Genomic DNA, 19,334 nt, shown 5'->3' on the forward strand with positions numbered 1-19,334 from the left:
AGCGCAGCGCCACCCGGCGGAACAATGGAAGCAAAGTTAAACCCGGTCTTTCCACACCGTCTGCACATTACAGAACTCATGCAGGCCAAAGTGCGACAGCTCCCGGCCAAATCCGCTTTTCTTCACCCCGCCGAACGCCACGCGGGCGTCGCTGGCACTGTAGCCGTTGATAAACACCCCGCCGCACTCAAGCTGGCGGGCAAAGCGGTCGGCCAGCTCTGGATTGGCGGTAAAGAGTGTCGCCGAAAGCCCAAAATCGCTGTCGTTAGCCAGGGCAAGCGCGTGATCGGCATCGGTTGCTACGCTAATCGCCGCTACCGGGCCAAACAGCTCCTGACGAAACGCGGTCATCGTTGGAGTCACATTCCCCAGCACGGTCGGCGCATAGTAGTTCCCTGCCCCGGCAATCTTCTCGCCGCCCAGCAGCAGGGTCGCCCCTTCGGCCAGCGTCGCCTGCACCTGCTGATGCAGCTCGTCTCGCAGATCGAAACGCGCCATCGGACCAAGGTAGTTCTCTTCGTTTTCAGGCGCGCCCATCTTCAGGGCCGCGGTGGCCTCGACAAAGCGACGGCTAAACGCATCGGCAATACCCGCCTCGACGATAAAGCGCTTGGCTGCCGCGCACACCTGCCCGGTATTCTGATAGCGTCCGGTCACCGCCGCTTTTACCGCCAGATCCAGGTCGGCATCGTTGAGGACAATAAAGGGATCGGAACCGCCCAGTTCAAGCACGCATTTTTTCAGCGCCGCCCCGGCCTGGGCGCCAATGGCGGCCCCGGCACGCAGGCTGCCGGTCACGGTGACCGCGGCGATGCGCGGATCGGCGATCATCTGGCTTACCCCGTCATTAGTGGCGTTCAACTGACCAAACACCCCCTGCGGGAATCCGGCATCGGTAAAAATTGCCGCGATCAGGTTCGCGGCACCCTGCACGTTCGGAGCATGTTTCAGCAGATAGCTGTTACCCGCCAGAATAATCGGCACCGCACCGCGCAGCACCTGCCACAGCGGGAAGTTCCACGGCATCACCGCCAGCACCGGCCCCAGCGGACGATACTCAATCACCGCGTCCGCTACCTGGGTTGCCTCGGTATTGAGCATGGCCGGGCCATGTTCAGCATACCAGTCGCACAGCCCGGCAGATTTCGCCACCTCCCCACGCGCCTGGGCGATGGGTTTGCCCATCTCCCGGCTGATCATCTGCGCCATCTCTTCGCCACGATTGCGCAGCGCGGCGCCCAGATCGCGTAGCTTTTGCGCACGCGTCGCCACCGGCACGTTGCGCCACAGGCGAAAGGCGGTATCGGTCTGTGCAAGGGCATGTTCAACCTCGGTGACGGTCGCCCACGGCCAGACAGCCAGGGTTTCGCCGTTTGCCGGGTTAATGGACAGGGCATGGGTAGCAGAAGGTGTAGTCATGATCGGCTCCGTGTATTAACAGTTGCTACAGTGTGGCGCGATCTGCTATTTCTTAAAAATGAATAATAATAACCACCTTATTCACGAAACGAGAACGATATGGATCTGACCCAGCTGGAGATGTTTAACGCCGTCGCCCAGACCGGCAGCATTACCCAGGCCGCGCAGAAAGTGCATCGCGTGCCCTCAAACCTGACCACCCGCATCAAACAGCTGGAGGCCGATCTTGGTGTGGCGCTATTCATCCGCGAGAACCAGCGGCTGCGCCTCTCACCCGCAGGGCATAATTTTTTACGCTACAGCCGACAGATCCTCGCCCTGGTGGATGAGGCGCGGATGGTGGTGGCCGGTGATGAACCCCAGGGACTGTTTACCCTCGGGTCGCTGGAGAGCACCGCGGCGGTGCGCATCCCGGCCTCGCTGGCGCAGTTTAACCAGCGTTACCCGCGCATTCAGTTTGCGCTGGCGACCGGCCCTTCCGGGACAATGATTGACGGGGTACTGGAAGGGACGCTGAGCGCGGCCTTTGTGGACGGGCCATTAAACCACCCGGAACTGGAGGGCATGCCGGTCTACCGGGAGGAGATGATGCTGGTGGTGCCTGCCGGTCATCCAGAGGTTGCGCGGGCCGCCGACATCAGCGGGCACGATATCTATGCCTTTCGCGCCAACTGCTCCTATCGCCGCCATTTCGAGAGCTGGTTTCACGCGGATCGCGCCACGCCAGGGCGCATCCACGAAATGGAGTCCTATCACGGGATGCTGGCCTGCGTCATTGCCGGGGCGGGCATTGCGCTGATGCCCCGTTCAATGCTGGAAAGTATGCCCGGACATCACCAGGTGGCTGCCTGGCCGCTGGCGGAAAACTGGCGCTGGCTCACCACCTGGCTGGTATGGCGCCGGGGCGCGATGACCCGGCAACTGGAAGCGTTTATAGCGCTGCTAAACGAAGGTCAGCCACCAGCAGCTTCTCCATAAACAGGCTCAGGGGATCGGGGGCATAGGGAGGAAACGCCTCGCACAGCTGGTAGCCACAGCGTTCATAGAGCCGGATGGCCGGAAGCTGCTTGATCCCCGTCTCCAGCCGCAGGCTGTGGCAGCTCCGGCTTTGCGCTTCATCTTCCAGCGCCGCCAGCAGCGTTTCACCCAGCCGCTGTCCGCGATGGGTCGGATCGATATAGACCCGCTTTATCTCGCCGCTGCCATCGCCGTTCAGCACGATCGCCCCGCAGCCGACGGCGTTAAGCTGGCGATCGCGGATCACCATCATTATCAGGGCGTGGTCGGGCAACCCGGTCAGATCCAGCAGATGGTTGCTCTCTGCCGGATAGAGCGCGCTCTGGTAACGGTCCAGGGCGGCAATCAGGTTAATGATGTCGGGATGGGCGGGGGATTCAGAGGTAATGGAATACATGGCAGGCTCCTTTTGTCGTTTTTCTCCACCATAACGCTGGCCGACAAACGCAACGGCATATTTTTAACTTATAGCTGCGCCTGACCATTGCGCCACCTGCCCCGGCAGCGTTAGTTTGGTGCTTATTGCCGGTTTAAATTTCAGGAAAAACAATGAACACCAAAGCCCGTAAAGTGATGATTATCGGTGCCGGAAATGTCGGTACCTCTGCGGCGTATGCCCTGCTCAATCAAAATATCTGCGAAGAGCTGCTGCTGGTGGATATTAACCACGCCCGCAGTGAAGGCCACGCCTGGGATCTGGCGGATGCTGCCGCTTATATGCCCGGCATGATGAGCATCTCCACCCGCGAGGTGAGCGACTGTGCCGATGTGGATATCGCGGTGATCACCGTCTCCGGCGGCGCCCTGAAGCCAGGACAGACGCGGCTGGATGAATTAACCGCCACGGCCAGCATTGTGAAGAACATTGTCCCGCAGATGATGGCGGGCGGCTTTAACGGCATCTTTCTGATTGCCACCAACCCGTGCGACATCATCACCTGGCAGGTGTGGCAGCTCTCCGGCCTGCCGCGTAATCAGGTAATCGGCACCGGCGTCTGGCTGGATACCACCCGTCTGCGTCGTACCCTCGCGCAGGCGCTGGATATCGGCGCCCAGAGCATCGATGCCTTTATCCTGGGCGAGCATGGCGATACGCAGTTCCCGGTCTGGTCCCATTCGTCGGTATATGGCTCACCCATTGCCGAGGTGTATCAACGCCATACCGGCCAGACGCTGGATTTTGACGAGCTGGCCGAACGCGTGCGCAAACAGGGCTTTGAGATCTACGCCCGCAAGGGCTGCACGGAGTACGGCATCGCCGCCACTATCGCTGAAATCTGCCGCAATATCTTCACCGGCAGCCACCGGGCGCTGGCGATCTCCTGCATTCTGGAGGGTGAGTATGGCGTTGATGGGGTAGCGATTGGCGTGCCCGCGGTGCTGGCCCAGAGCGGCGTCCAGCAGATCATTGAATTAAAACTGGCGGAAGAGGAGCAGCAGAAGTTCCGCCATTCAGTAGAGGTGATTAAGGCCAATATCGCCCGCCTGCCCTGAGCCTTAAGGGGCTAAGGTCAGCGTGGCATCCAGCTGGCTTAAGGTCTGCTGCACATTCTCATCCAGACGTTTATCGGTGACGATATCGGTCAGGGAGTTGAGGTGCGCCACATTAAACAGCGACCAGGCGCCATATTTCGTGCTGTCGGCGAGCAGTACGCGGCGTCGGGCGTTGGCAATCAGATCGCGCTTCAGCGCCGCTTTCTCTTCCGTCGGAGAGGTAATGCCGCGCTCCAGATCCCAGCCGTTACAGCTGACAAAGGCGATATCCGGCCAGATATTTTGCAGTAGGCGGCGGCCATGCTCGCCAATGCAGGACTGGCTGGAATCGTCGATGCGCCCGCCAATGATCGTCACCTCAATCTGCTTAAACTCTGACAGAAACAGGGCGATATGCAGATCGCTGGTGATGACGCGCAGCGGCAGATGGGTCAGCTGGCGCGCGAGTTCAATCATGGTGGTGCCCGCATCGAGCACCACCGCGTCACCGGCTTTAACAAAACTGGCGGCGGCGCAGGCGATGGCGTGTTTCTCCGCCAGGCTGCGCTGCATCTTTTCACTGGTGGTGGGCTGGGAGGGGATAAACCGGTTCAGGGTCACGCCACCATGGGTGCGGCTGATGACCCCCTCCTGATCGAGCTTAATCAGATCCCGGCGAATGGTCGCAGGCGAGGCATCCGTTGCCGCCACCAGCTGATCCACTGTCACCAGATTGTGCCCTTTCAGGTAGTCCATTATCTGTTCTAACCGGCTATATCCCTTCATATTATTCCCGTGTGATTTGCATCGCTAACTGGATAGAAACCGTCATGCTCTCAGACTTCGCTTTACCTGTCCACGCAATGTCAAATGCGGTGCCGTGGTCAGCTGAAGTACGGATAAACGGCAGCCCGGCGGTGATGTTCACCCCGTCATAAAAACCGAGTAATTTTAACGGAATATGGCCCTGATCGTGATACATCGCCACCACTATGTCGTACATGCCTTCGTGGCACTGCATAAACACCGTATCCGGCGGACACGGCCCGAACACATTCAGCCCCTTCGCCTTCATCGCCTCAACGGCCGGGCCGACAATCTTGATCTCTTCGTCACCAAACAGACCGTTCTCCCCGGCGTGCGGGTTAACCCCGGCCACCGCAATACGCGGATTGGTGTAGCCCACCCGCTTAAGGAAGGTATCGGCAATGCCAATCACGGTTTTTACCCGATCCTGGTTGAGGGTATCAAGGAATTTGCGCAACGCGATATGGGTGGTGATGTGGATCACCTTCAGCTGATCGGTATAGAGCACCATCGCGTAATCTTTGCTGTCGGTCAGGTGCGCCAGCAGTTCGGTATGGCCCGGATAGTGGTGGCCCGCCAGATGCAGCGCCTCTTTGTTCAGCGGCGCGGTGGCAATGGCTTTCACTTCCCCCGCCATCGCCAGCTCGGTGGCGCGACGCACGCAGCGGTAGGCCAGATCCCCCGCCTGCGCCTGCACGACGCCTGGCTGTAACGCCTCGGGCTCCGCCAGCGGCTCATCCAGCACGTTAACGATCGCCGGGCCAAACTGCGCCTCGCTGACGCGGGTAATCACACGTAACTCTGCCGGGGCGGTAATGCCTTTCTCCAGCACCCGTTGCAGAGTGCGGGCGCACCCCACCACCACGACGGGCGCACCGGAGAGCTCACCCTCGGTCAGGGATTTGATAATAATTTCCGGGCCGATGCCCGCCGGGTCACCCATCGTTACAGCAATGATATTAGTCACTCATCTTCTCCTCGATAAAATGCAAAACCTCAAGCAGCGTGGTTTCAGTACCAAAACCGCCCGCTTTGGTCATAACCGGCCCCTGCCAGCGACAACCCAAAAAACGACCGAACGGCACGCACTGCGCCACTTGTCCGCGAATGGCAAAACCTTGTGCGTTGAGCGCGCTGGCAACCGCCATCGCCACATCGCCTCCGGAGACATAGAGCGCCGCCGGGCGGCGGGTCTCCAGCGCATTACGCGTCAGCGCACCCAGAAAGGCGCTGATGGTCTCCCCCAGCGCCGCGCGGCTTAATCCGCGCTGCTGGCAGAGCGTCTCTATCTGATGCCGCGCCTGGGTGTCGGCGCAGGTATGCACCACGCAGTGCTGGCCTGCCGCAAGCGCCCGGGCGATCTGCTGCTGGTATCCCGCCATCGTCCCGTTAAACACATCATTGATATCAATTAATACCGTGCTGACATTGTGCTGCCCGCGCACGCGCTGGATCTGCTTTTGCGCAATTTCGCTCATCGAACCGATAACCGCCAGCAGCTGGCGCGGCGTGGCAAGACGGCGCGCCAGGGCATCGCACAGCCCGGCAGAGCCCACCAGCAGCGGCTTTTCATCGCAGGCAAACGCCGTGTTGATAATCTGATCCAGCTCCGCGTCGGTCTGCGCATCCACAATCACCAGACGCGCATCGCTCGTGAGCGCCGTGGCAAGTTCCACCGGCGTGACCACCCTGCTTTTAAGCCGGGTTTGCTCCGCCAGCACCTTCGCTACCTGCGCGTGGCGCACCGGGGTTTTCGGGTCGCTGGCAAACTCGGTCTCCGTCACCGGCACGCCGTTCACCAGGCAGAGGCCCTCTTCGGTGGTGCGCCCGGCGGCCGGAAATGCCGGGGCGATAATCGCCTGGCCCTTACCGCTAAGCCTCAGCAGCGCTTCCACTTCAGCGCCCGGGTTGCCGCGAAGCGTTGAGTCAATTTTCTTAATCAGCCATTTGGCCGCGTGAACGTCGGTCGCATACCGCGTCAGTTTTTCAGCCGCCTCTGATGCCTTCATCGCCCGGCTATCGCTATTAATAACCAGCGCATCGGTGTCGTCGGTAAAAGGCGTCTGAAACGCCACGCTGACTTTTTTGCCGCTTAGCGCCAGGCTCACCCCCGCATCGTTGGCACCGGTAAAGTCGTCAGCGATCACCACGATCTCTCTGTTCAGGTTGTTCACGTTCATCCCCAAAGGTTCGTCGTTCCTGTTAATGATTATATTCAATCATGATTGATTATATGTGAGCAAGATCAAGTTATTCAGTTTGCGAATAAATTATAAATTTAGAGACACGATGACTGTGATTGCCTGTTTTGAGCGAAATCAATCACAGACACAGCAACAGGAGAGCAATGTGTTAACCATTAACAGTACGATAATCAGCGGTGCGGGTGCGATCCCGGCCCTCGCGCCCCTGCTGGCAGGCAAGTCGCGCCTTTTACTGGTCACCGACGGTAATATCGCCCGTCTGGAGGCCGCCCGCGCTATCCGCGCCCTGCTGGAAGCCGATAACCGCAGCGTCAGCGTGATTGAGCGCGTGCCGCCAGAGCCCACGCATCACGACGTTCACGCTCTGCTGGCTGACATCAACGATACCGCTTTTGATCTGGTGGTGGGCGTAGGCGGCGGCAGCGTACTGGATGTAGCGAAACTGCTCTCCGTGCTGTGCCATCCGGCCTCGCCGGGTCTGGATGCGCTGCTGGCGGGTGAAAAACCCAACACGCGCCTTGCATCGCTGCTGATCCCGGCCAGCGCCGGTACCGGCTCCGAAGCTACGCCGAACGCGATCCTCGCCATACCCGAGCAGAGCACCAAAATCGGCATCATCTCCCCGGTACTGCTGCCCGATTACGTGGCGCTGCTGCCGGAACTGACCACCAGCATGCCGCCGCACATCGCCTCCTCGACCGGGATCGACGCCCTGTGCCACCTGATCGAGTGCTTTACCGCCACCGTCGCGAACCCGGTGAGCGATAACGCAGCGCTGATAGGTCTGCGCAAGCTGGTCAATAACATCGAAACCGCCTGCGCCGAGCCGCACAACCTGGCGGCGAAGCTCGAAATGCTGTGGGCATCCTACTACGGCGGCGTGGCCATCGCCCATGCCGGAACCCATCTGGTGCATGCCCTTTCCTATCCGCTGGGCGGGAAATATCACCTGCCGCATGGGGTGGCGAACGCCATCCTGTTAGCGCCCTGCATGCGCGTGGTGCGCCCGGACGCGGTAGAAAAATTTGCCCAGGTGTGGGATCTGGTGCCTGGCGCCGATACCTCCCTGTCGGTGGAAGCGAAATCCCACGCGCTGGTGGAGTGGTTTGCTGCCCTGGTGCGCCGCCTCAACCTCCCGGACAACCTCGAGACGCTGGGCGTCCCGCGGGATGATATCGCTTCGCTGAGCGATGCCGCCCTGAACGTAAAACGCCTGATGAACAATGCCCCGCGTCAGGTCAGCCATGCCGAGGTGCAGGGTATTTACCAGACCCTGTTCCCCGAACGTTAATATCGAAGGAGTGAACAATGCGTAACAAGATTGAAGGCGTGCTGACGGCGATCGTCACCCCCTTTACCGAGGATGGCGCCCTGCATCTGCCGGGGCTGAAACGCCAGATCCAGCGTCAGCTGGCGGCGGGTAATGGCATTTTCTGTGGCGGCACCAACGGGGAGTTTTTCGTGCTGACCGAAGAGGAAAAAGTGGCCGTCACCCGCGCCTGCGTGGAGGAGGTCGCCGGGCGTGCGCCGGTGGTGGCGCATATCGGGGAGATCTCCACCCGCGCCACTATTCGTCTCGGTAAGCAGATCGAATCCCTGGGGGTGGATGCCGTCTCGGTTATCACCCCGTGGTTTGTACCTTTAACCCAGGCGGAACTGATCGCCCACTACACCGCTATCGCCGATGCCCTGACAGTGCCGGTATTTCTCTACAACATTCCGGCGCGCACCGGCAATACCATTGAGCCGCAGACCGCGCGGGTGCTGGCTTCACACCCGAATATCATCGGCATTAAGGATAGCGCAGGCAGCTACGAGAGCCTGAGCGGATTCCTGAAAGCCGTAGCGGATATCGACGATTTCGACGTGCTCAACGGCCCCGACTCGCTCATCCATCAGGGCTATGTTGAAGGTTGTTCGGCCTGTATTTCCGGGCTGGCGAACGTGGCGCCGGAGGCGATCAACGCCATCTGGACGCGTTTCCATGCGGGCGATGTTGAGGGCTCGCGTCGGGCGCAGGATGGCGTGACCGAACTGCGCACGAATCTGTATAAAGTGGCCTTCTCTCCGGCGGCGGTAAAAAAAGCGCTGCAGGTGATGGGCGAAGAGGTGGGTGAAAGCCGCTACGCGGTGGCTTTCGATGCGCAACAGACTGAACAGATCCGCCAGATAGTGACGAAGTCACTGCAGTAACCGGCGTTTGATTTCGTCCATAAGAATACCGGGCACCAGGTGTGCCCAGGTTTCCTACGCCCTGAAGAGAGGCAAAGATGAACAATTTTACCGCTGAAGATACCCTGATCATCGTAGGCATCGTGATTGTCTACATTCTGTTTACCACCTGGCTGACCTTCCGGTTACGCAGTAAAAACACCGGTGATTTTATGGAAGGCTCCCGGGCGATGCCGGCCTTTATCGTCGGGATCCTGCTGATGTCTGAATATATCGGCGCCAAGTCCACCATCGGGACCGCCCAGGCGGCGTTCGAGGATGGTTTTGCCGCCTCCTGGTCAGTGATTGGCGCAGCCATCGGCTTCCCACTGTTCGGCCTGCTGCTGGTGAAGCGCATCTATAACACCGGCAAAATCACCATCTCCGGGGCGATTGCCGAGAAGTACGGCACCAGCACCAAAAACATCATCTCCATCATCATGATCTACGCCCTGCTGCTGGTAAACGTCGGCAACTATGTCTCCGGCGCGGCGGCGATCTCCACCGTGTTGAAGGTCAACCTGCCGGTGGCAGCCTTTATTACCGCGGTTGTCAGTACCTTCTACTTCGCCTTTGGCGGCATGAAGGGGGTGGCGTGGGTGACGCTGCTGCACAGCGCCCTGAAATATTTCGGCATCCTGATCATCATGGGCTTCGCGCTCTCTAAAACCGGCGGCTTTACGCCAATGATTGAGCAGATGCCGAGCTACTACTGGACCTGGGACGGCAACATCGGCGCCAGCACCATCTTTGCCTGGCTGATTGGCACCATCGGCTCCATCTTCTGTACCCAGTTTGTTATCCAGGCGATTTCATCCACTAAAGATGTGAAGTCGGCCAAACGCTCCACCTGGGTCGCCTTCTTCTTCTGCCTGCCGATTGCCCTGGCGATTGCGGTGATTGGCGTGGCGGCGAAGTATCTGCACCCGGAGATCGACAGCCTCTACGCCATGCCGATCTTCCTGCAGGATATGAATCCGTGGCTGGCCGGTCTGGTGACAACGTCACTTGTGGCTTCGATTTTCGTCAGCGTAAGTACCGTGGCGCTGGCTATCGCTTCGCTGGTGGTGAAAGATTTCTATGTACCCTACCGCAACCCGACCCCGGAGCAGGAGTTTAAAGCGACCCGCTGGCTGTCGCTGCTGATTGGCTTCCTGCCGCTGATCTTCGTCCTGCTGGTACCGGAAGTGCTGAAGCTGTCGTTCTTCACCCGCGCCATTCGTCTGTCGATTTCGGTGGTGGCGGTGATCGCCTTCTACGCTCCGTTCTTCAAAAGCACCCGCGGTGCCAACGCCGGCCTGATTGGCGCCTGCGTGATGACCTCGCTGTGGTATCTGCTGGGCGACCCGTTTGGTATTAACAATATGTACATCGCGCTGATCACCCCGGCGGTGATTATGGTTCTCGACCGCATCATCCCGAATAAAGCGGATCGCAAAGCGCATGCCCCTGTTCAACATAATGGAGTTTGATATGTCTGTAACCGTAACCCGTGACGGGATTGTTCGCCCGCAGCCAGAGGATGCCCGCGTGGAAACGGCGATGCTGCCCTCTTCCTGCCCGCAGAACCACGCAGCCAATCTGCTGCCGCTGCCGGATGGCACCCTGATGTGCGTCTGGTTCGGCGGCACCCAGGAAGGGATCGCTGATATTTCGGTGTGGGGGTCGCGCCTGGCCCCCGGCAGCAATCAGTGGAGCGCGGCGGTGAAGCTCTCCGACGACGCCAGCCGCTCAGAGCAGAACCCGGTCCTGTTCCTCGCCCCGGACAACGTGCTGTGGCTGCTGTGGACCGCGCAGATCTCCGGCAACCAGGATACCGCCATCGTGCGCTACCGCAAGTCTGAGGATCTGGGCAAAAGCTGGGGGGAGATCGCCACCCTGCTCGATAAGCCCGGCACCTTTATTCGCCAGCCGATCGTGGTGCTGGATAACGGCAACTGGCTGCTGCCGGTCTTTTACTGCCGCACCCGTCCGGGTGAGAAATGGGTGGGTAATGACGACATCAGCGCGGTGAAAATCTCTGAAGATCAGGGGAAAAGCTGGCGCGATGTCGAGGTGCCGGAGAGCCTGGGCTGCGTGCACATGAACATTACGGCGCTGAAAAACGGCAATCTGGTGGCGCTCTACCGCAGCCGCTGGGCGGATAATATCTACATCAGCCAGTCGCTGGACAACGGCGAAAGCTGGTCGGTGCCGGAGCCGGCTGAGCTGCCGAACAACAACTCGTCGATTCAGGTCACCACCCTTGCCAGCGGCGAGCTGGCGCTGGTGTTTAACCACATGAGCGCCGCGGGAGCGCTGGAACGCCGCGCCTCGCTGTATGACGAGATCGACGACGGCGACGGGCGTAAAGAGCCGGAAGTGACCGATGGCCGCGCCGCGTTCTGGGGCGCACCGCGCGCGCCGATGACGGTGGCGATCTCCAACGACGGCGGGAAAAGCTGGCCCTGGCAGCGTAATCTCGATGAAGGCGACGGCTACTGCATGACCAACAACTCGCTGGAGAAGCTCAATCGTGAGTTCTCCTATCCCAGCATCAAGCAGAGCTCCGACGGTACGCTGCATATCGCCTACACATATTTCCGTCAGGCGATCAAATATGTACGCGTATCGCCGGAATGGGTGAAGGAGTCGCAACAATGATTATCGGTCACCTTAACGCCCTGCCGCTGGCAGGGCTGCCCTGCGCTCTCAGTGAGATCCTCCGTCGCCCCGAGTGCACCCTGGCGGCACTTGCTGCCCGGGATGATGGACGCTGGCAGCCGGAAGGCTGCCCGTGGTTCTGCCATATCGGCCCGGCGCAGACCCAGCCGCAGGCGCAGCGCCATACCGAATATCACCATCAGTGGGCCGATATTCAGGTGGTGCTGGACGGCGAAGAGATCATTAACGCCGGCATGCAGTCGCTGGCCCAGGCAAACGACGAGGAGCGCAAGCCGGATCTCTTTATCGCTCCCGGTGCGGTGCATCCGGTGAGTATCACCCTGCGCGCCGGTGATTTTGCGGTGTTTCTGCCCGGGGAACCCCATCAGGCGCTGTGTGCCGTGGATGAACCCATGACCGTGCGTAAGGCGGTGTTTAAAGTGCCGCGCGCGCTGCTGGAGGGGTGATATGCGTTCAGCCATCGTCACGGGAGCCAGCTCCGGCATCGGCGAAACGATCGTAAACCGCCTGCTGGCCGAGGGCTGGCAGGTAACGGGGATCAGTCGTCGCGGTGTGGATAACCCCCATCCGCACTTCACCAGCCTGAGCGTCGATATAAGTGACACTGTCACATTTACTGCCGCGCTCAACGCCCTTCCGGTGCCACAGGCGATTGTTCATGCCGCAGGGATGATGGCTGCCGCCCCGCTCGGTGAGCTGGATCCGGCAGTCAGCGCCCGCCTGTGGGGGCTGCATATTCACGCCGCCGAGATCCTGTTCAACCACTTTGCCCCACGGATGAGCGCCGGTGGGCGGCTGGTGGCTATCGGCAGCCGTACCTCACGCGGCGCCGCGGGCCGGTCGCAGTATGTCGCCACCAAAGCGGCGCTGGTAGGCATGGTGCGCAGCTGGGCGGCAGAGCTGGCGCCGCGGGGGATCACCGCCAACGTGGTCGCGCCGGGGGCAACCCAGACGCCGATGCTGAGCGCGCCAGGTCGGGAAGCATCGCCGCCAAAAGTGCCGCCGATGGGGAGGCTGATCGCCCCGGAAGAGGTAGCGGCAATGGTAAGCTATCTGCTGAGCGCCGAGGCTGCGCCCGTCACCGGGCAGGAGCTGGTGCTGTGCGGGGGGGCGTCGCTGGCGTGATTGGTGCGGCCTGTTTGCCGGGTGGCGGCTGCGCCTTACCCGGCCTACGGCGAGTGCGGCATGGAATTTGCCGGGTGGCGGCTACGCCTTACCCGGCCTACGGCGAGTGCGGCATGGAATTTGCCGGGTGGCGACTGCGCCTTACCCGGCCTACGGCGAGTGCGGCATGGAATTTGCCGGGTGGCGGCTGCGCCTTACCCGGCCTGCGGGGTTTTGTAGGCCCGTGCAAGCGCAGCGCCGCCGGGCTTATGATGCTAACGCAGGAACACGGTGCCCTTCAGATAGAGCGCCGCCTGGCCACCAATCAATACCCGGTCGCCCTTCAGCTCGCAGCGCAGATCGCCCCCGCGGGCGGAGACCTGGCGAGCCTGCATCGCGGTTTTCCCCAGCTTCTCGCTCCAGTAAGGGATCAACATGCTGTGGGCGGAGCCAGTAACCGGATCTTCCGCCACCCCTTCGCCCGGGCAGAAGAAGCGGCTGACAAAGTCATACTCATCCCCCGGGGCGGTGACGCAGACCATCTTACCCAGCGGCATCATGCCGTCGATATCCGGGGTTAGGGCCTCAACCTGCTGCTGGTTTTCCAGCACTACCATATAATCGCGCCCTGCCCGCACCTCTTTCGCCTCGCGGATACCCAGGGTGCTGAACAGCCGTTCGGGAGGATTTTCCACCGCCTCACAACCCCATGCCGGGAAGTCCAGCGTCAGCCAGTCGCCGCTGCGCTTAACCCGCAGTTCGCCGACAAAGCGGGTGGAGAAGACGATCTCCGTGTGCGGGTAGTCGAGATACTCAAAAATCACGTGGGCGCTGGCAAGCGTGGCGTGACCGCACAGGTTAATTTCATGCAGCGTGGTAAACCAGCGCAGCTCAAAACCGCTATCGGTGCGCACGAAAAAAGCGGTCTCCGACTGGTTATGCTGCTGTGCCATCTTTAACAGAACCTCATCCGGCAGCCACGCCTCCAGAGGGCAAACGGCTGCAGGATTCCCACCAAATGCGCGGTCGCTAAACGCATCGACCAGATAGAATTGTATTTCTTTCATTGGGTTAACCCTTGTTATTAGCGTAAAAACAGATGACCTTTCATGTAGAGCGATGCCTTCCCGCTCATCAGCACCCGGTCGCCCTTCAGTTCACAACGCACATCGCCGCCCCTGGCAGAGACCTGGCGGGCAAACAGCGAGGTTTTGTTCAGCTTTTCACTCCAGTAGGGGATCAGCATGGTATGCGCCGAGCCGGTGACCGGATCTTCCCACAATGCCACGCCCGGCGAGAAAAAGCGGCTGACAAAATCGTATTCGCCCTCGCCCCGGGCGGTAATCGACACTTTGTGCTCGCCGGGAGTCATGGCCTGAATATCAGGCGTAACCGCCTCAACCTGCTGACGGTTTTCCAGCACCAGCACCCAGGCACGTCCCTTACGGGCCTCGACGTAGCGGTCGATCCCAAGCGCATGGAGCATCTCTGGCGGTGGAGTCTGGGCCTCCGTCGGACAGGCCGGGAAATCGAGGGTTAACCAGTCACCGTCGCGGCTGACGGTGAGCCTGCCGGAGGCGGTATCAAAATGGACCCGGGCATCGGGATAGTCCATCTCGTTGAACAACACCCAGGCGGTGGCAAGCGTCGCGTGACCGCAGAGGTTAACCTCGCCGTGGGTGGTAAACCAGCGCAGTTCGATGCCACCTTTATGGCGCACGAAAAAGGCGGTCTCCGACTGGTTATGCTCCTGCGTCATCTTCAGCAGCGTCTCGTCCGGTAACCACTCCGCAAGCGGGCACACTGCCGCCGGATTACCGCCAAATGCGCTATCGCTAAACGCATCAACGAGATAAAACTCAATTTCCTGCATCGCTCTACCTACTGTTAACTTAATGTTGCATCCTATATTCATGGAAATTAACCGATTCCACCAGCGATTACTTTGCCACCATAGTGAGATCTGCATCACAAAATGATTGTATTTCTACCAATGTTGGTTTTAAGATCAAAACACCTCATATACGTAACCAATCCCTGACATTCCTATGACAACCAACACAGTTTCCCGCCGGGTCGCATGGCTACGGGTGGTGACCCTGGCCGTCGCCGCGTTTATCTTTAACACCACGGAGTTCGTCCCGGTCGGGTTGCTCTCGGACATCGCCAGCAGCTTCGGCATGGAGACGGCGCAGGTGGGGATCATGCTCACCATCTACGCCTGGGTGGTGGCGCTGATGTCGCTCCCCTTTATGCTGCTCACCAGCCAGATTGAGCGCCGTGCGTTGCTGATCGGCCTGTTTGTGCTGTTTATCGCCAGCCATGTGCTGTCGTTCCTGGCCTGGAACTTCACGGTGCTGGTGATTAGCCGGATCGGGATTGCCTTTGCCCACGCCATTTTCTGGTCGATTACCGCCTCGCTGGCCATCCGCCTGGCCCCGGCCGGGAAGCGCGCCCAGGCGCTGAGCCTGCTGGCGACCGGCACCGCGCTGGCAATGGTGCTCGGGCTCCCGCTGGGCCGCATCGTCGGGCAATATTTTGGCTGGCGTACCACCTTTTTCATTATCGGCCTCGGGGCGCTGTTCACTCTGCTGTGTCTGATCAAACTGTTGCCGAAACTGCCGAGCGAGCACTCCGGCTCCCTGAAAAGCCTGCCGCTGCTGGTGCGTCGCCCTGCGCTGATGAGCCTCTATCTGCTGACGGTCGTGGTGGTGACGGCCCACTACACCGCCTACAGCTATATCGAGCCGTTTGTGCAGTCGGTTGCCGGATTCAGCGCCCGCTTTGCCACGGTACTGCTGTTGCTGTTGGGTGGCGCGGGCATTATTGGCAGTCTGCTGTTCGGTAAGCTCGGCAATCGTCACGCCTCTACGCTTGTGAGCAGCGCCATTGGCCTGCTGCTGGTCTGTCTGCTGCTTCTGCTCCCCGCCTCCGGAAGCGAAATGCATCTGGCGCTGCTGAGCCTGGTCTGGGGCGTGGCGATCATGATTATCGGACTTGGGATGCAGGTTAAAGTGCTGGCGCTGGCGCCCGATGCCACCGATGTGGCGATGGCGCTCTTTTCCGGCATTTTCAATCTGGGGATTGGCGCAGGTGCGCTGGTGGGGAATCAGATAAGCCTGCATCTGTCGATGGCATCAATTGGCTATCTGGGGGCGATACCGGCGCTGGCGGCGTTAATCTGGTCGGTACTGATTTTCCGCAAATGGCCCGTCACGCTGGAAGAGCAGCCCCATCACGGCTAGCGAGGCGACCGGGTGGCGGAATGCCACCCGGTTCAATGATTAAGGGTAGGTCTGGATAATTTCCAGCACGCCGTTAATGATAAACTGCACGCCCATGCAGACCAGCAGGAAGCCCATCAGACGGGAGATCGCTTCGATACCGTCTTTACCCACCCAGCGCATAATGGCGCCGGAGCTGCGCAGACAGCCCCACAGGATCACGCCGATAAGGGCGAAGATCAGCGGCGGCGCAAGCATAATTACCCACTCCGGGAAGGCGCTGCCACTGCGCACCGTTGAGGCGGAGCTGATGATCATCGCAATGGTCCCCGGCCCTGCGGTGCTTGGCATCGCCAGCGGTACAAAGGCGATATTCGGCACCTCTTTACCCGACCTCTCCTCAAGCGCGTCCTGCGCGTCGGTGGTATCCGTCGCTTTTTGCGCCGGGAACAGCATTCGAAATCCGATAAAAGCAACGATCAGCCCACCCGCGATACGCAGGCCGGGAATAGAGATCCCGAAGGTGTTCATCACCAGTTGCCCGGCGTAGTACGCCACCATCATGATCGCGAAGACATACACGGACGCCATGAGCGACTGGTGATTACGTTGCTCACGGTTCATATCCCCCGCCAGACCCAGGAACAGCGCAACGGTAGTTAACGGGTTAGCCAGCGGCAGCAGTACCACCAGCCCAAGCCCAATTGCTTTAATTAAATCAACCATTTTACTGAGTTGTCCTTATCCAAATATAACCGGGCAAGTATAAGGTTAAACCGCCTGTTTCAGCCACGCACACATCGTAAGTAATATTTTCGTTACGAAATCAATTTATTCTGGTGATAGATAGAACGGCAAAACGGGCAAAAACGTGAGCTGAATCACTTTAGCAAATCGTGTCATAAGCAAATGCATTCAGTTGACTTATAGTTGCCTGAGCAATAATATCTGCCGTGATTAAACTACTTGCCAGGGCAACCATTGTGAAAAGCACCAGTGACCTCTTCAACGAAATCATTCCGCTGGGTCGCCTTATCTATATGGTTAACCAGAAGAAAGATCGCCTGCTCAATGACTATCTGTCGCCGCTGGATATCACCGCAACGCAGTTTAAAGTGCTCTGCTCTGTGCGCTGCGAAGTGTGTATTACCCCGGTTGAGCTGAAGAAAATCTTATCTGTGGACCTCGGCGCGCTGACCCGAATGATCGATCGGCTGGTCTGCAAAGGGTGGATTGAACGCCGCCCGAATCCGAATGACAAACGTGGCGTGCTGTTGCAACTGACCAGCAACGGCGCGGACATGTGTGAACAATGTCATCAATTAGTAGGACAAGAGCTGCACCAGGAACTAACAAAAAACTTAACGGCGGACGAAGTGGCAACTCTTGAGCATTTGCTTAAGAAAATCCTGCCGTAAACAGAAAGAGGTATGACGATGTCCAGACGCAATACTGACGCCATCACTATTCATAGCATTTTGGACTGGATCGAAGATAACCTGGAGTCACCGCTCTCGCTTGAAAAAGTGTCTGAGCGCTCAGGTTACTCAAAATGGCACCTGCAACGGATGTTTAAAAAAGAGACCGGCCACTCATTAGGCCAGTACATCCGCAGCCGCAAATTAACGGAAATCGCACAGAAGCTGAAGGAAAGTAACGAGCCGATCCTCTATCTGGCTGAGCGTTACGGGTTTGAATCGCAACAGACCCTGACCCGCACGTTCAAGAACTACTTCGATGTGCCGCCGCATAAATACCGTATTACCAATATGCATGGGGAATCCCGGTATCTGCTTCCGATCAATCACTGTAACTGCTAATCGCCTGTATTAAGAGCCTGGTGGGTTAGGCTCTAAGACGTATCGAGGAAATCATGAAACTATTCGCTTCCGCCGCCTTTACCGCTTTGGTGCTGGTCTCAGGCCAGAGTTTTGCGGAGCAAACGCCATCCGTGCCGCAGCCACACAGCCGTGACACGATGATTCTGCCGACCGCTAACGGTCAGTCGCCCCACGATTTTAACCATATGGGTGCAGGCAGCGACAAATCAGACGAATTAGGGGTGCCGTACTACAATCAGCACAATTAATTCGTTTTGCCCCGCCCCGCGCGGGGCTTTTTTTAGCTTCTCACCCGCGCCGTCCGGCGCACACGAAAACCAAAGACATTAATATAGAGCCCTGCCATCACCAGAACCGCCCCTGCAAGCTGCAATGCGCCGAGCTTTTCATCCAACAGCAGCGCCGCGCTGGCGATCCCCACCACCGGCACTAACAGCGACAGCGGCGCCACCCGCCAGGTTTCGTAGCGTCCGAGCAGCGAGCCCCAGATGCCATAGCCGATAATGGTGGCGACAAAGGCCAGGTAGAAAAGCGACAAAATGGTGGTGACATCGAGAGTGACCAGGCTGTTAAGCATGACCGTCGGGCCATCCATCAGCCAGGAGGCCAGCATAAAGGGGACAATCGGGATGAGCGCGCTCCACACCACCAGCGACATCACCGCCGGACGCGTCTCCAGCTGCATGATCTTTTTGTTGAAAATGTTGCCGCAGGCCCAGCTGAACGCTGCCGCCAGGGTCAGTAAAAAGCCCAGCAGCGCGACGTGCTGCCCGTTGAGGCTGGCTTCGGCAAGCACCAGCACCCCGACCACCGCCAGGACAATACCTGCCAGCTGCTTGCCCTGCAGCCGCTCGCCAAACGCCAGCGCCCCCAGGATAATGGTGAAGAACGCCTGAGCCTGTAACACCAGGGAAGCCAGCCCGGCGGGCATGCCGAAGTTGATGGCGCAAAACAGAAAGGCAAACTGACCAAAGCTGATGGTCAGACCGTAGCCCAGCAACAGACGAAACGGGATTTTCGGGCGCGCGATAAAAAAGAGCGCCGGGAAGGCTACCAGCAGAAAGCGTAAACCGGCCAGCATCAGCGGGGGCATATTGTGCAGCCCGACTTTGATCACTACAAAATTCAGTCCCCAGACCACCACGACCAGCAACGCCAGCAGCCCATCTTTGCGCGTCATACCCTGCCCCTGTTTATTAAATTTTTGTAAACACTTATCAAAGTAACGAAAAAAACGGGCGAGGAACAGATCATTAATTCTGACAGGCAGGCAAAGCACTTAGGGATAAATTGGGTGCTATACAAGATGCTTATGGCGTGATAATCCTGATAGATATTACAAAAATTTACATGCATTTGTCGGGCAGGAA

The 19,334-nt window shown here is 59.1% G+C and carries 21 protein-coding genes; 12 read left to right on the forward strand and 9 right to left on the reverse strand.

Translation table 11 applies throughout. The features are described from left to right. Positions 1-36: 36 nt before the first annotated feature. Positions 37-1,419: a succinate-semialdehyde dehydrogenase gene (sad, locus tag ACOKCT_RS10545; RefSeq protein WP_420193463.1), complete on the reverse strand. Its 1,383-nt coding sequence runs from the start codon at positions 1,417-1,419 to the stop codon at positions 37-39. A gap of 99 nt (positions 1,420-1,518) precedes the next feature. Here sad and ptrR point away from each other — a divergent pair, with 99 nt between their 5' ends. After that, positions 1,519-2,397, forward strand: coding sequence for a putrescine utilization regulator PtrR (ptrR, locus tag ACOKCT_RS10550; protein WP_103179571.1), 879 nt, complete (start codon positions 1,519-1,521; stop codon positions 2,395-2,397). Here the strand turns inward: ptrR and ACOKCT_RS10555 are convergent. Continuing rightward, positions 2,351-2,833 carry a GNAT family N-acetyltransferase gene (locus ACOKCT_RS10555; RefSeq protein ID WP_156654461.1) on the reverse strand — a complete coding sequence of 161 codons (483 nt, stop codon included), beginning with the start codon at positions 2,831-2,833 and terminating at the stop codon, positions 2,351-2,353. The genes ptrR and ACOKCT_RS10555 overlap by 47 nt on opposite strands. A 152-nt stretch (positions 2,834-2,985) precedes the next feature. Between ACOKCT_RS10555 and ACOKCT_RS10560 the strand changes: the two genes are divergently transcribed. Further along, the gene (locus tag ACOKCT_RS10560; protein WP_103179570.1) at positions 2,986-3,930 is read left to right on the forward strand and encodes an L-lactate dehydrogenase; all 945 of its coding nucleotides are present in this window, start codon (positions 2,986-2,988) and stop codon (positions 3,928-3,930) included. Between the two features lie 3 nt (positions 3,931-3,933). On the opposite strand, the gene ACOKCT_RS10565 is transcribed toward ACOKCT_RS10560, so the two are convergent. Genes ACOKCT_RS10565 through dtnK form a run of 3 tightly spaced genes read right to left on the reverse strand, consistent with a single transcriptional unit; the run spans position 3,934 to position 6,896 of the window. Next, the gene (locus ACOKCT_RS10565; protein ID WP_103179569.1) at positions 3,934-4,695 is read right to left on the reverse strand and encodes a DeoR/GlpR family DNA-binding transcription regulator; all 762 of its coding nucleotides are present in this window, start codon (positions 4,693-4,695) and stop codon (positions 3,934-3,936) included. Position 4,696: 1 nt separating this feature from the next. Next, positions 4,697-5,683 carry a D-threonate 4-phosphate dehydrogenase gene (locus ACOKCT_RS10570; RefSeq protein WP_103179568.1) on the reverse strand — a complete coding sequence of 329 codons (987 nt, stop codon included), beginning with the start codon at positions 5,681-5,683 and terminating at the stop codon, positions 4,697-4,699. Further along, positions 5,676-6,896, reverse strand: a complete 1,221-nt coding sequence (gene dtnK / locus ACOKCT_RS10575; RefSeq protein WP_420193464.1) for a D-threonate kinase — start codon at positions 6,894-6,896, stop codon at positions 5,676-5,678. Before dtnK ends, ACOKCT_RS10570 begins: the two co-directional genes overlap by 8 nt. Before the next feature lie 169 nt (positions 6,897-7,065). Here dtnK and ACOKCT_RS10580 point away from each other — a divergent pair, with 169 nt between their 5' ends. From ACOKCT_RS10580 to ACOKCT_RS10605, 6 genes are all read left to right on the forward strand, one after another. Then, a complete protein-coding gene (locus ACOKCT_RS10580) occupies positions 7,066-8,211 on the forward strand; it encodes an iron-containing alcohol dehydrogenase (protein ID WP_103179566.1) in 1,146 nt (381 codons plus the stop codon). A gap of 17 nt (positions 8,212-8,228) precedes the next feature. Then, entirely contained in the window at positions 8,229-9,113 is an 885-nt protein-coding gene (locus ACOKCT_RS10585; RefSeq protein WP_156654460.1) for a dihydrodipicolinate synthase family protein, read from the forward strand. Positions 9,114-9,190: 77 nt separating this feature from the next. After that, positions 9,191-10,603, forward strand: coding sequence for a sodium:solute symporter family protein (locus ACOKCT_RS10590; protein WP_103179564.1), 1,413 nt, complete (start codon positions 9,191-9,193; stop codon positions 10,601-10,603). A 1-nt stretch (position 10,604) separates the two neighbouring features. Then, complete coding sequence (locus tag ACOKCT_RS10595; protein WP_420193465.1) at positions 10,605-11,774, forward strand: sialidase family protein; 1,170 nt, start codon at positions 10,605-10,607, stop codon at positions 11,772-11,774. Beyond that, positions 11,771-12,241 (forward strand): YhcH/YjgK/YiaL family protein, encoded by a 471-nt coding sequence (locus ACOKCT_RS10600; protein WP_103179562.1) that lies wholly within the window; start codon positions 11,771-11,773, stop codon positions 12,239-12,241. Before ACOKCT_RS10595 ends, ACOKCT_RS10600 begins: the two co-directional genes overlap by 4 nt. Before the next feature lies 1 nt (position 12,242). Further along, entirely contained in the window at positions 12,243-12,920 is a 678-nt protein-coding gene (locus tag ACOKCT_RS10605; protein ID WP_103179561.1) for an SDR family NAD(P)-dependent oxidoreductase, read from the forward strand. 254 nt (positions 12,921-13,174) lie between these two features. Here the strand turns inward: ACOKCT_RS10605 and ACOKCT_RS10610 are convergent, their stop codons facing one another. Together ACOKCT_RS10610 and ACOKCT_RS10615 are read right to left on the reverse strand one after the other, a co-directional pair. Further along, positions 13,175-13,966 (reverse strand): PhzF family phenazine biosynthesis protein, encoded by a 792-nt coding sequence (locus ACOKCT_RS10610; RefSeq protein ID WP_156654458.1) that lies wholly within the window; start codon positions 13,964-13,966, stop codon positions 13,175-13,177. Positions 13,967-13,983: 17 nt separating this feature from the next. After that, positions 13,984-14,772, reverse strand: a complete 789-nt coding sequence (locus ACOKCT_RS10615; RefSeq protein ID WP_156654457.1) for a PhzF family phenazine biosynthesis protein — start codon at positions 14,770-14,772, stop codon at positions 13,984-13,986. Positions 14,773-14,947: 175 nt separating this feature from the next. Between ACOKCT_RS10615 and ACOKCT_RS10620 the strand changes: the two genes are divergently transcribed. After that, positions 14,948-16,144, forward strand: a complete 1,197-nt coding sequence (locus ACOKCT_RS10620; RefSeq protein ID WP_325939855.1) for a sugar transporter — start codon at positions 14,948-14,950, stop codon at positions 16,142-16,144. Between the two features lie 39 nt (positions 16,145-16,183). Here the strand turns inward: ACOKCT_RS10620 and ACOKCT_RS10625 are convergent, their stop codons facing one another. Further along, positions 16,184-16,849 (reverse strand): MarC family NAAT transporter, encoded by a 666-nt coding sequence (locus tag ACOKCT_RS10625; protein WP_103179557.1) that lies wholly within the window; start codon positions 16,847-16,849, stop codon positions 16,184-16,186. A gap of 257 nt (positions 16,850-17,106) precedes the next feature. Here ACOKCT_RS10625 and marR point away from each other — a divergent pair, with 257 nt between their 5' ends. From marR to marB, 3 genes are read left to right on the forward strand one after another with little or no spacing between them, the layout of a single operon-like run. After that, positions 17,107-17,541, forward strand: a complete 435-nt coding sequence (gene marR / locus ACOKCT_RS10630; protein ID WP_103179556.1) for a multiple antibiotic resistance transcriptional regulator MarR — start codon at positions 17,107-17,109, stop codon at positions 17,539-17,541. A gap of 18 nt (positions 17,542-17,559) precedes the next feature. Continuing rightward, the gene (gene marA, locus ACOKCT_RS10635; RefSeq protein ID WP_139156372.1) at positions 17,560-17,943 is read left to right on the forward strand and encodes an MDR efflux pump AcrAB transcriptional activator MarA; all 384 of its coding nucleotides are present in this window, start codon (positions 17,560-17,562) and stop codon (positions 17,941-17,943) included. Between the two features lie 53 nt (positions 17,944-17,996). Next, on the forward strand, positions 17,997-18,212 hold the full coding sequence (gene marB, locus ACOKCT_RS10640; RefSeq protein ID WP_103179554.1) for a multiple antibiotic resistance protein MarB: 216 nt from the start codon (positions 17,997-17,999) through the stop codon (positions 18,210-18,212). Positions 18,213-18,244: 32 nt separating this feature from the next. Here the strand turns inward: marB and eamA are convergent, their stop codons facing one another. After that, positions 18,245-19,144, reverse strand: a complete 900-nt coding sequence (gene eamA / locus ACOKCT_RS10645; RefSeq protein WP_156654455.1) for an O-acetylserine/cysteine exporter — start codon at positions 19,142-19,144, stop codon at positions 18,245-18,247. Between the last annotated feature and the right edge of the window lie 190 nt (positions 19,145-19,334).

Origin of the sequence: Leclercia sp. M-A074-M, assembly GCF_965195605.1 — a bacterium.
Taxonomy (GTDB): Bacteria; Pseudomonadota; Gammaproteobacteria; order Enterobacterales; family Enterobacteriaceae; genus Enterobacter.

What these genes read in the sequence shown, in the direction of transcription:
- ACOKCT_RS10555 (WP_156654461.1), bottom strand. Translation starts at nt 2,833, where the DNA reads ATGTATTCCATTACCTCTGAATCCCCCGCCCATCCCGACATCATTAAC.
- ptrR (WP_103179571.1), top strand. Translation starts at nt 1,519, where the DNA reads ATGGATCTGACCCAGCTGGAGATGTTTAACGCCGTCGCCCAGACCGGC.
- ACOKCT_RS10625 (WP_103179557.1), bottom strand. Translation starts at nt 16,849, where the DNA reads ATGGTTGATTTAATTAAAGCAATTGGGCTTGGGCTGGTGGTACTGCTG.
- ACOKCT_RS10610 (WP_156654458.1), bottom strand. Translation starts at nt 13,966, where the DNA reads ATGAAAGAAATACAATTCTATCTGGTCGATGCGTTTAGCGACCGCGCA.
- sad (WP_420193463.1), bottom strand. Translation starts at nt 1,419, where the DNA reads ATGACTACACCTTCTGCTACCCATGCCCTGTCCATTAACCCGGCAAAC.
- ACOKCT_RS10600 (WP_103179562.1), top strand. Translation starts at nt 11,771, where the DNA reads ATGATTATCGGTCACCTTAACGCCCTGCCGCTGGCAGGGCTGCCCTGC.
- ACOKCT_RS10595 (WP_420193465.1), top strand. Translation starts at nt 10,605, where the DNA reads ATGTCTGTAACCGTAACCCGTGACGGGATTGTTCGCCCGCAGCCAGAG.
- dtnK (WP_420193464.1), bottom strand. Translation starts at nt 6,896, where the DNA reads ATGAACGTGAACAACCTGAACAGAGAGATCGTGGTGATCGCTGACGAC.
- ACOKCT_RS10615 (WP_156654457.1), bottom strand. Translation starts at nt 14,772, where the DNA reads ATGCAGGAAATTGAGTTTTATCTCGTTGATGCGTTTAGCGATAGCGCA.
- marA (WP_139156372.1), top strand. Translation starts at nt 17,560, where the DNA reads ATGTCCAGACGCAATACTGACGCCATCACTATTCATAGCATTTTGGAC.
- marB (WP_103179554.1), top strand. Translation starts at nt 17,997, where the DNA reads ATGAAACTATTCGCTTCCGCCGCCTTTACCGCTTTGGTGCTGGTCTCA.
- eamA (WP_156654455.1), bottom strand. Translation starts at nt 19,144, where the DNA reads ATGACGCGCAAAGATGGGCTGCTGGCGTTGCTGGTCGTGGTGGTCTGG.
- ACOKCT_RS10620 (WP_325939855.1), top strand. Translation starts at nt 14,948, where the DNA reads ATGACAACCAACACAGTTTCCCGCCGGGTCGCATGGCTACGGGTGGTG.
- ACOKCT_RS10585 (WP_156654460.1), top strand. Translation starts at nt 8,229, where the DNA reads ATGCGTAACAAGATTGAAGGCGTGCTGACGGCGATCGTCACCCCCTTT.
- ACOKCT_RS10565 (WP_103179569.1), bottom strand. Translation starts at nt 4,695, where the DNA reads ATGAAGGGATATAGCCGGTTAGAACAGATAATGGACTACCTGAAAGGG.
- ACOKCT_RS10590 (WP_103179564.1), top strand. Translation starts at nt 9,191, where the DNA reads ATGAACAATTTTACCGCTGAAGATACCCTGATCATCGTAGGCATCGTG.
- ACOKCT_RS10560 (WP_103179570.1), top strand. Translation starts at nt 2,986, where the DNA reads ATGAACACCAAAGCCCGTAAAGTGATGATTATCGGTGCCGGAAATGTC.
- ACOKCT_RS10605 (WP_103179561.1), top strand. Translation starts at nt 12,243, where the DNA reads ATGCGTTCAGCCATCGTCACGGGAGCCAGCTCCGGCATCGGCGAAACG.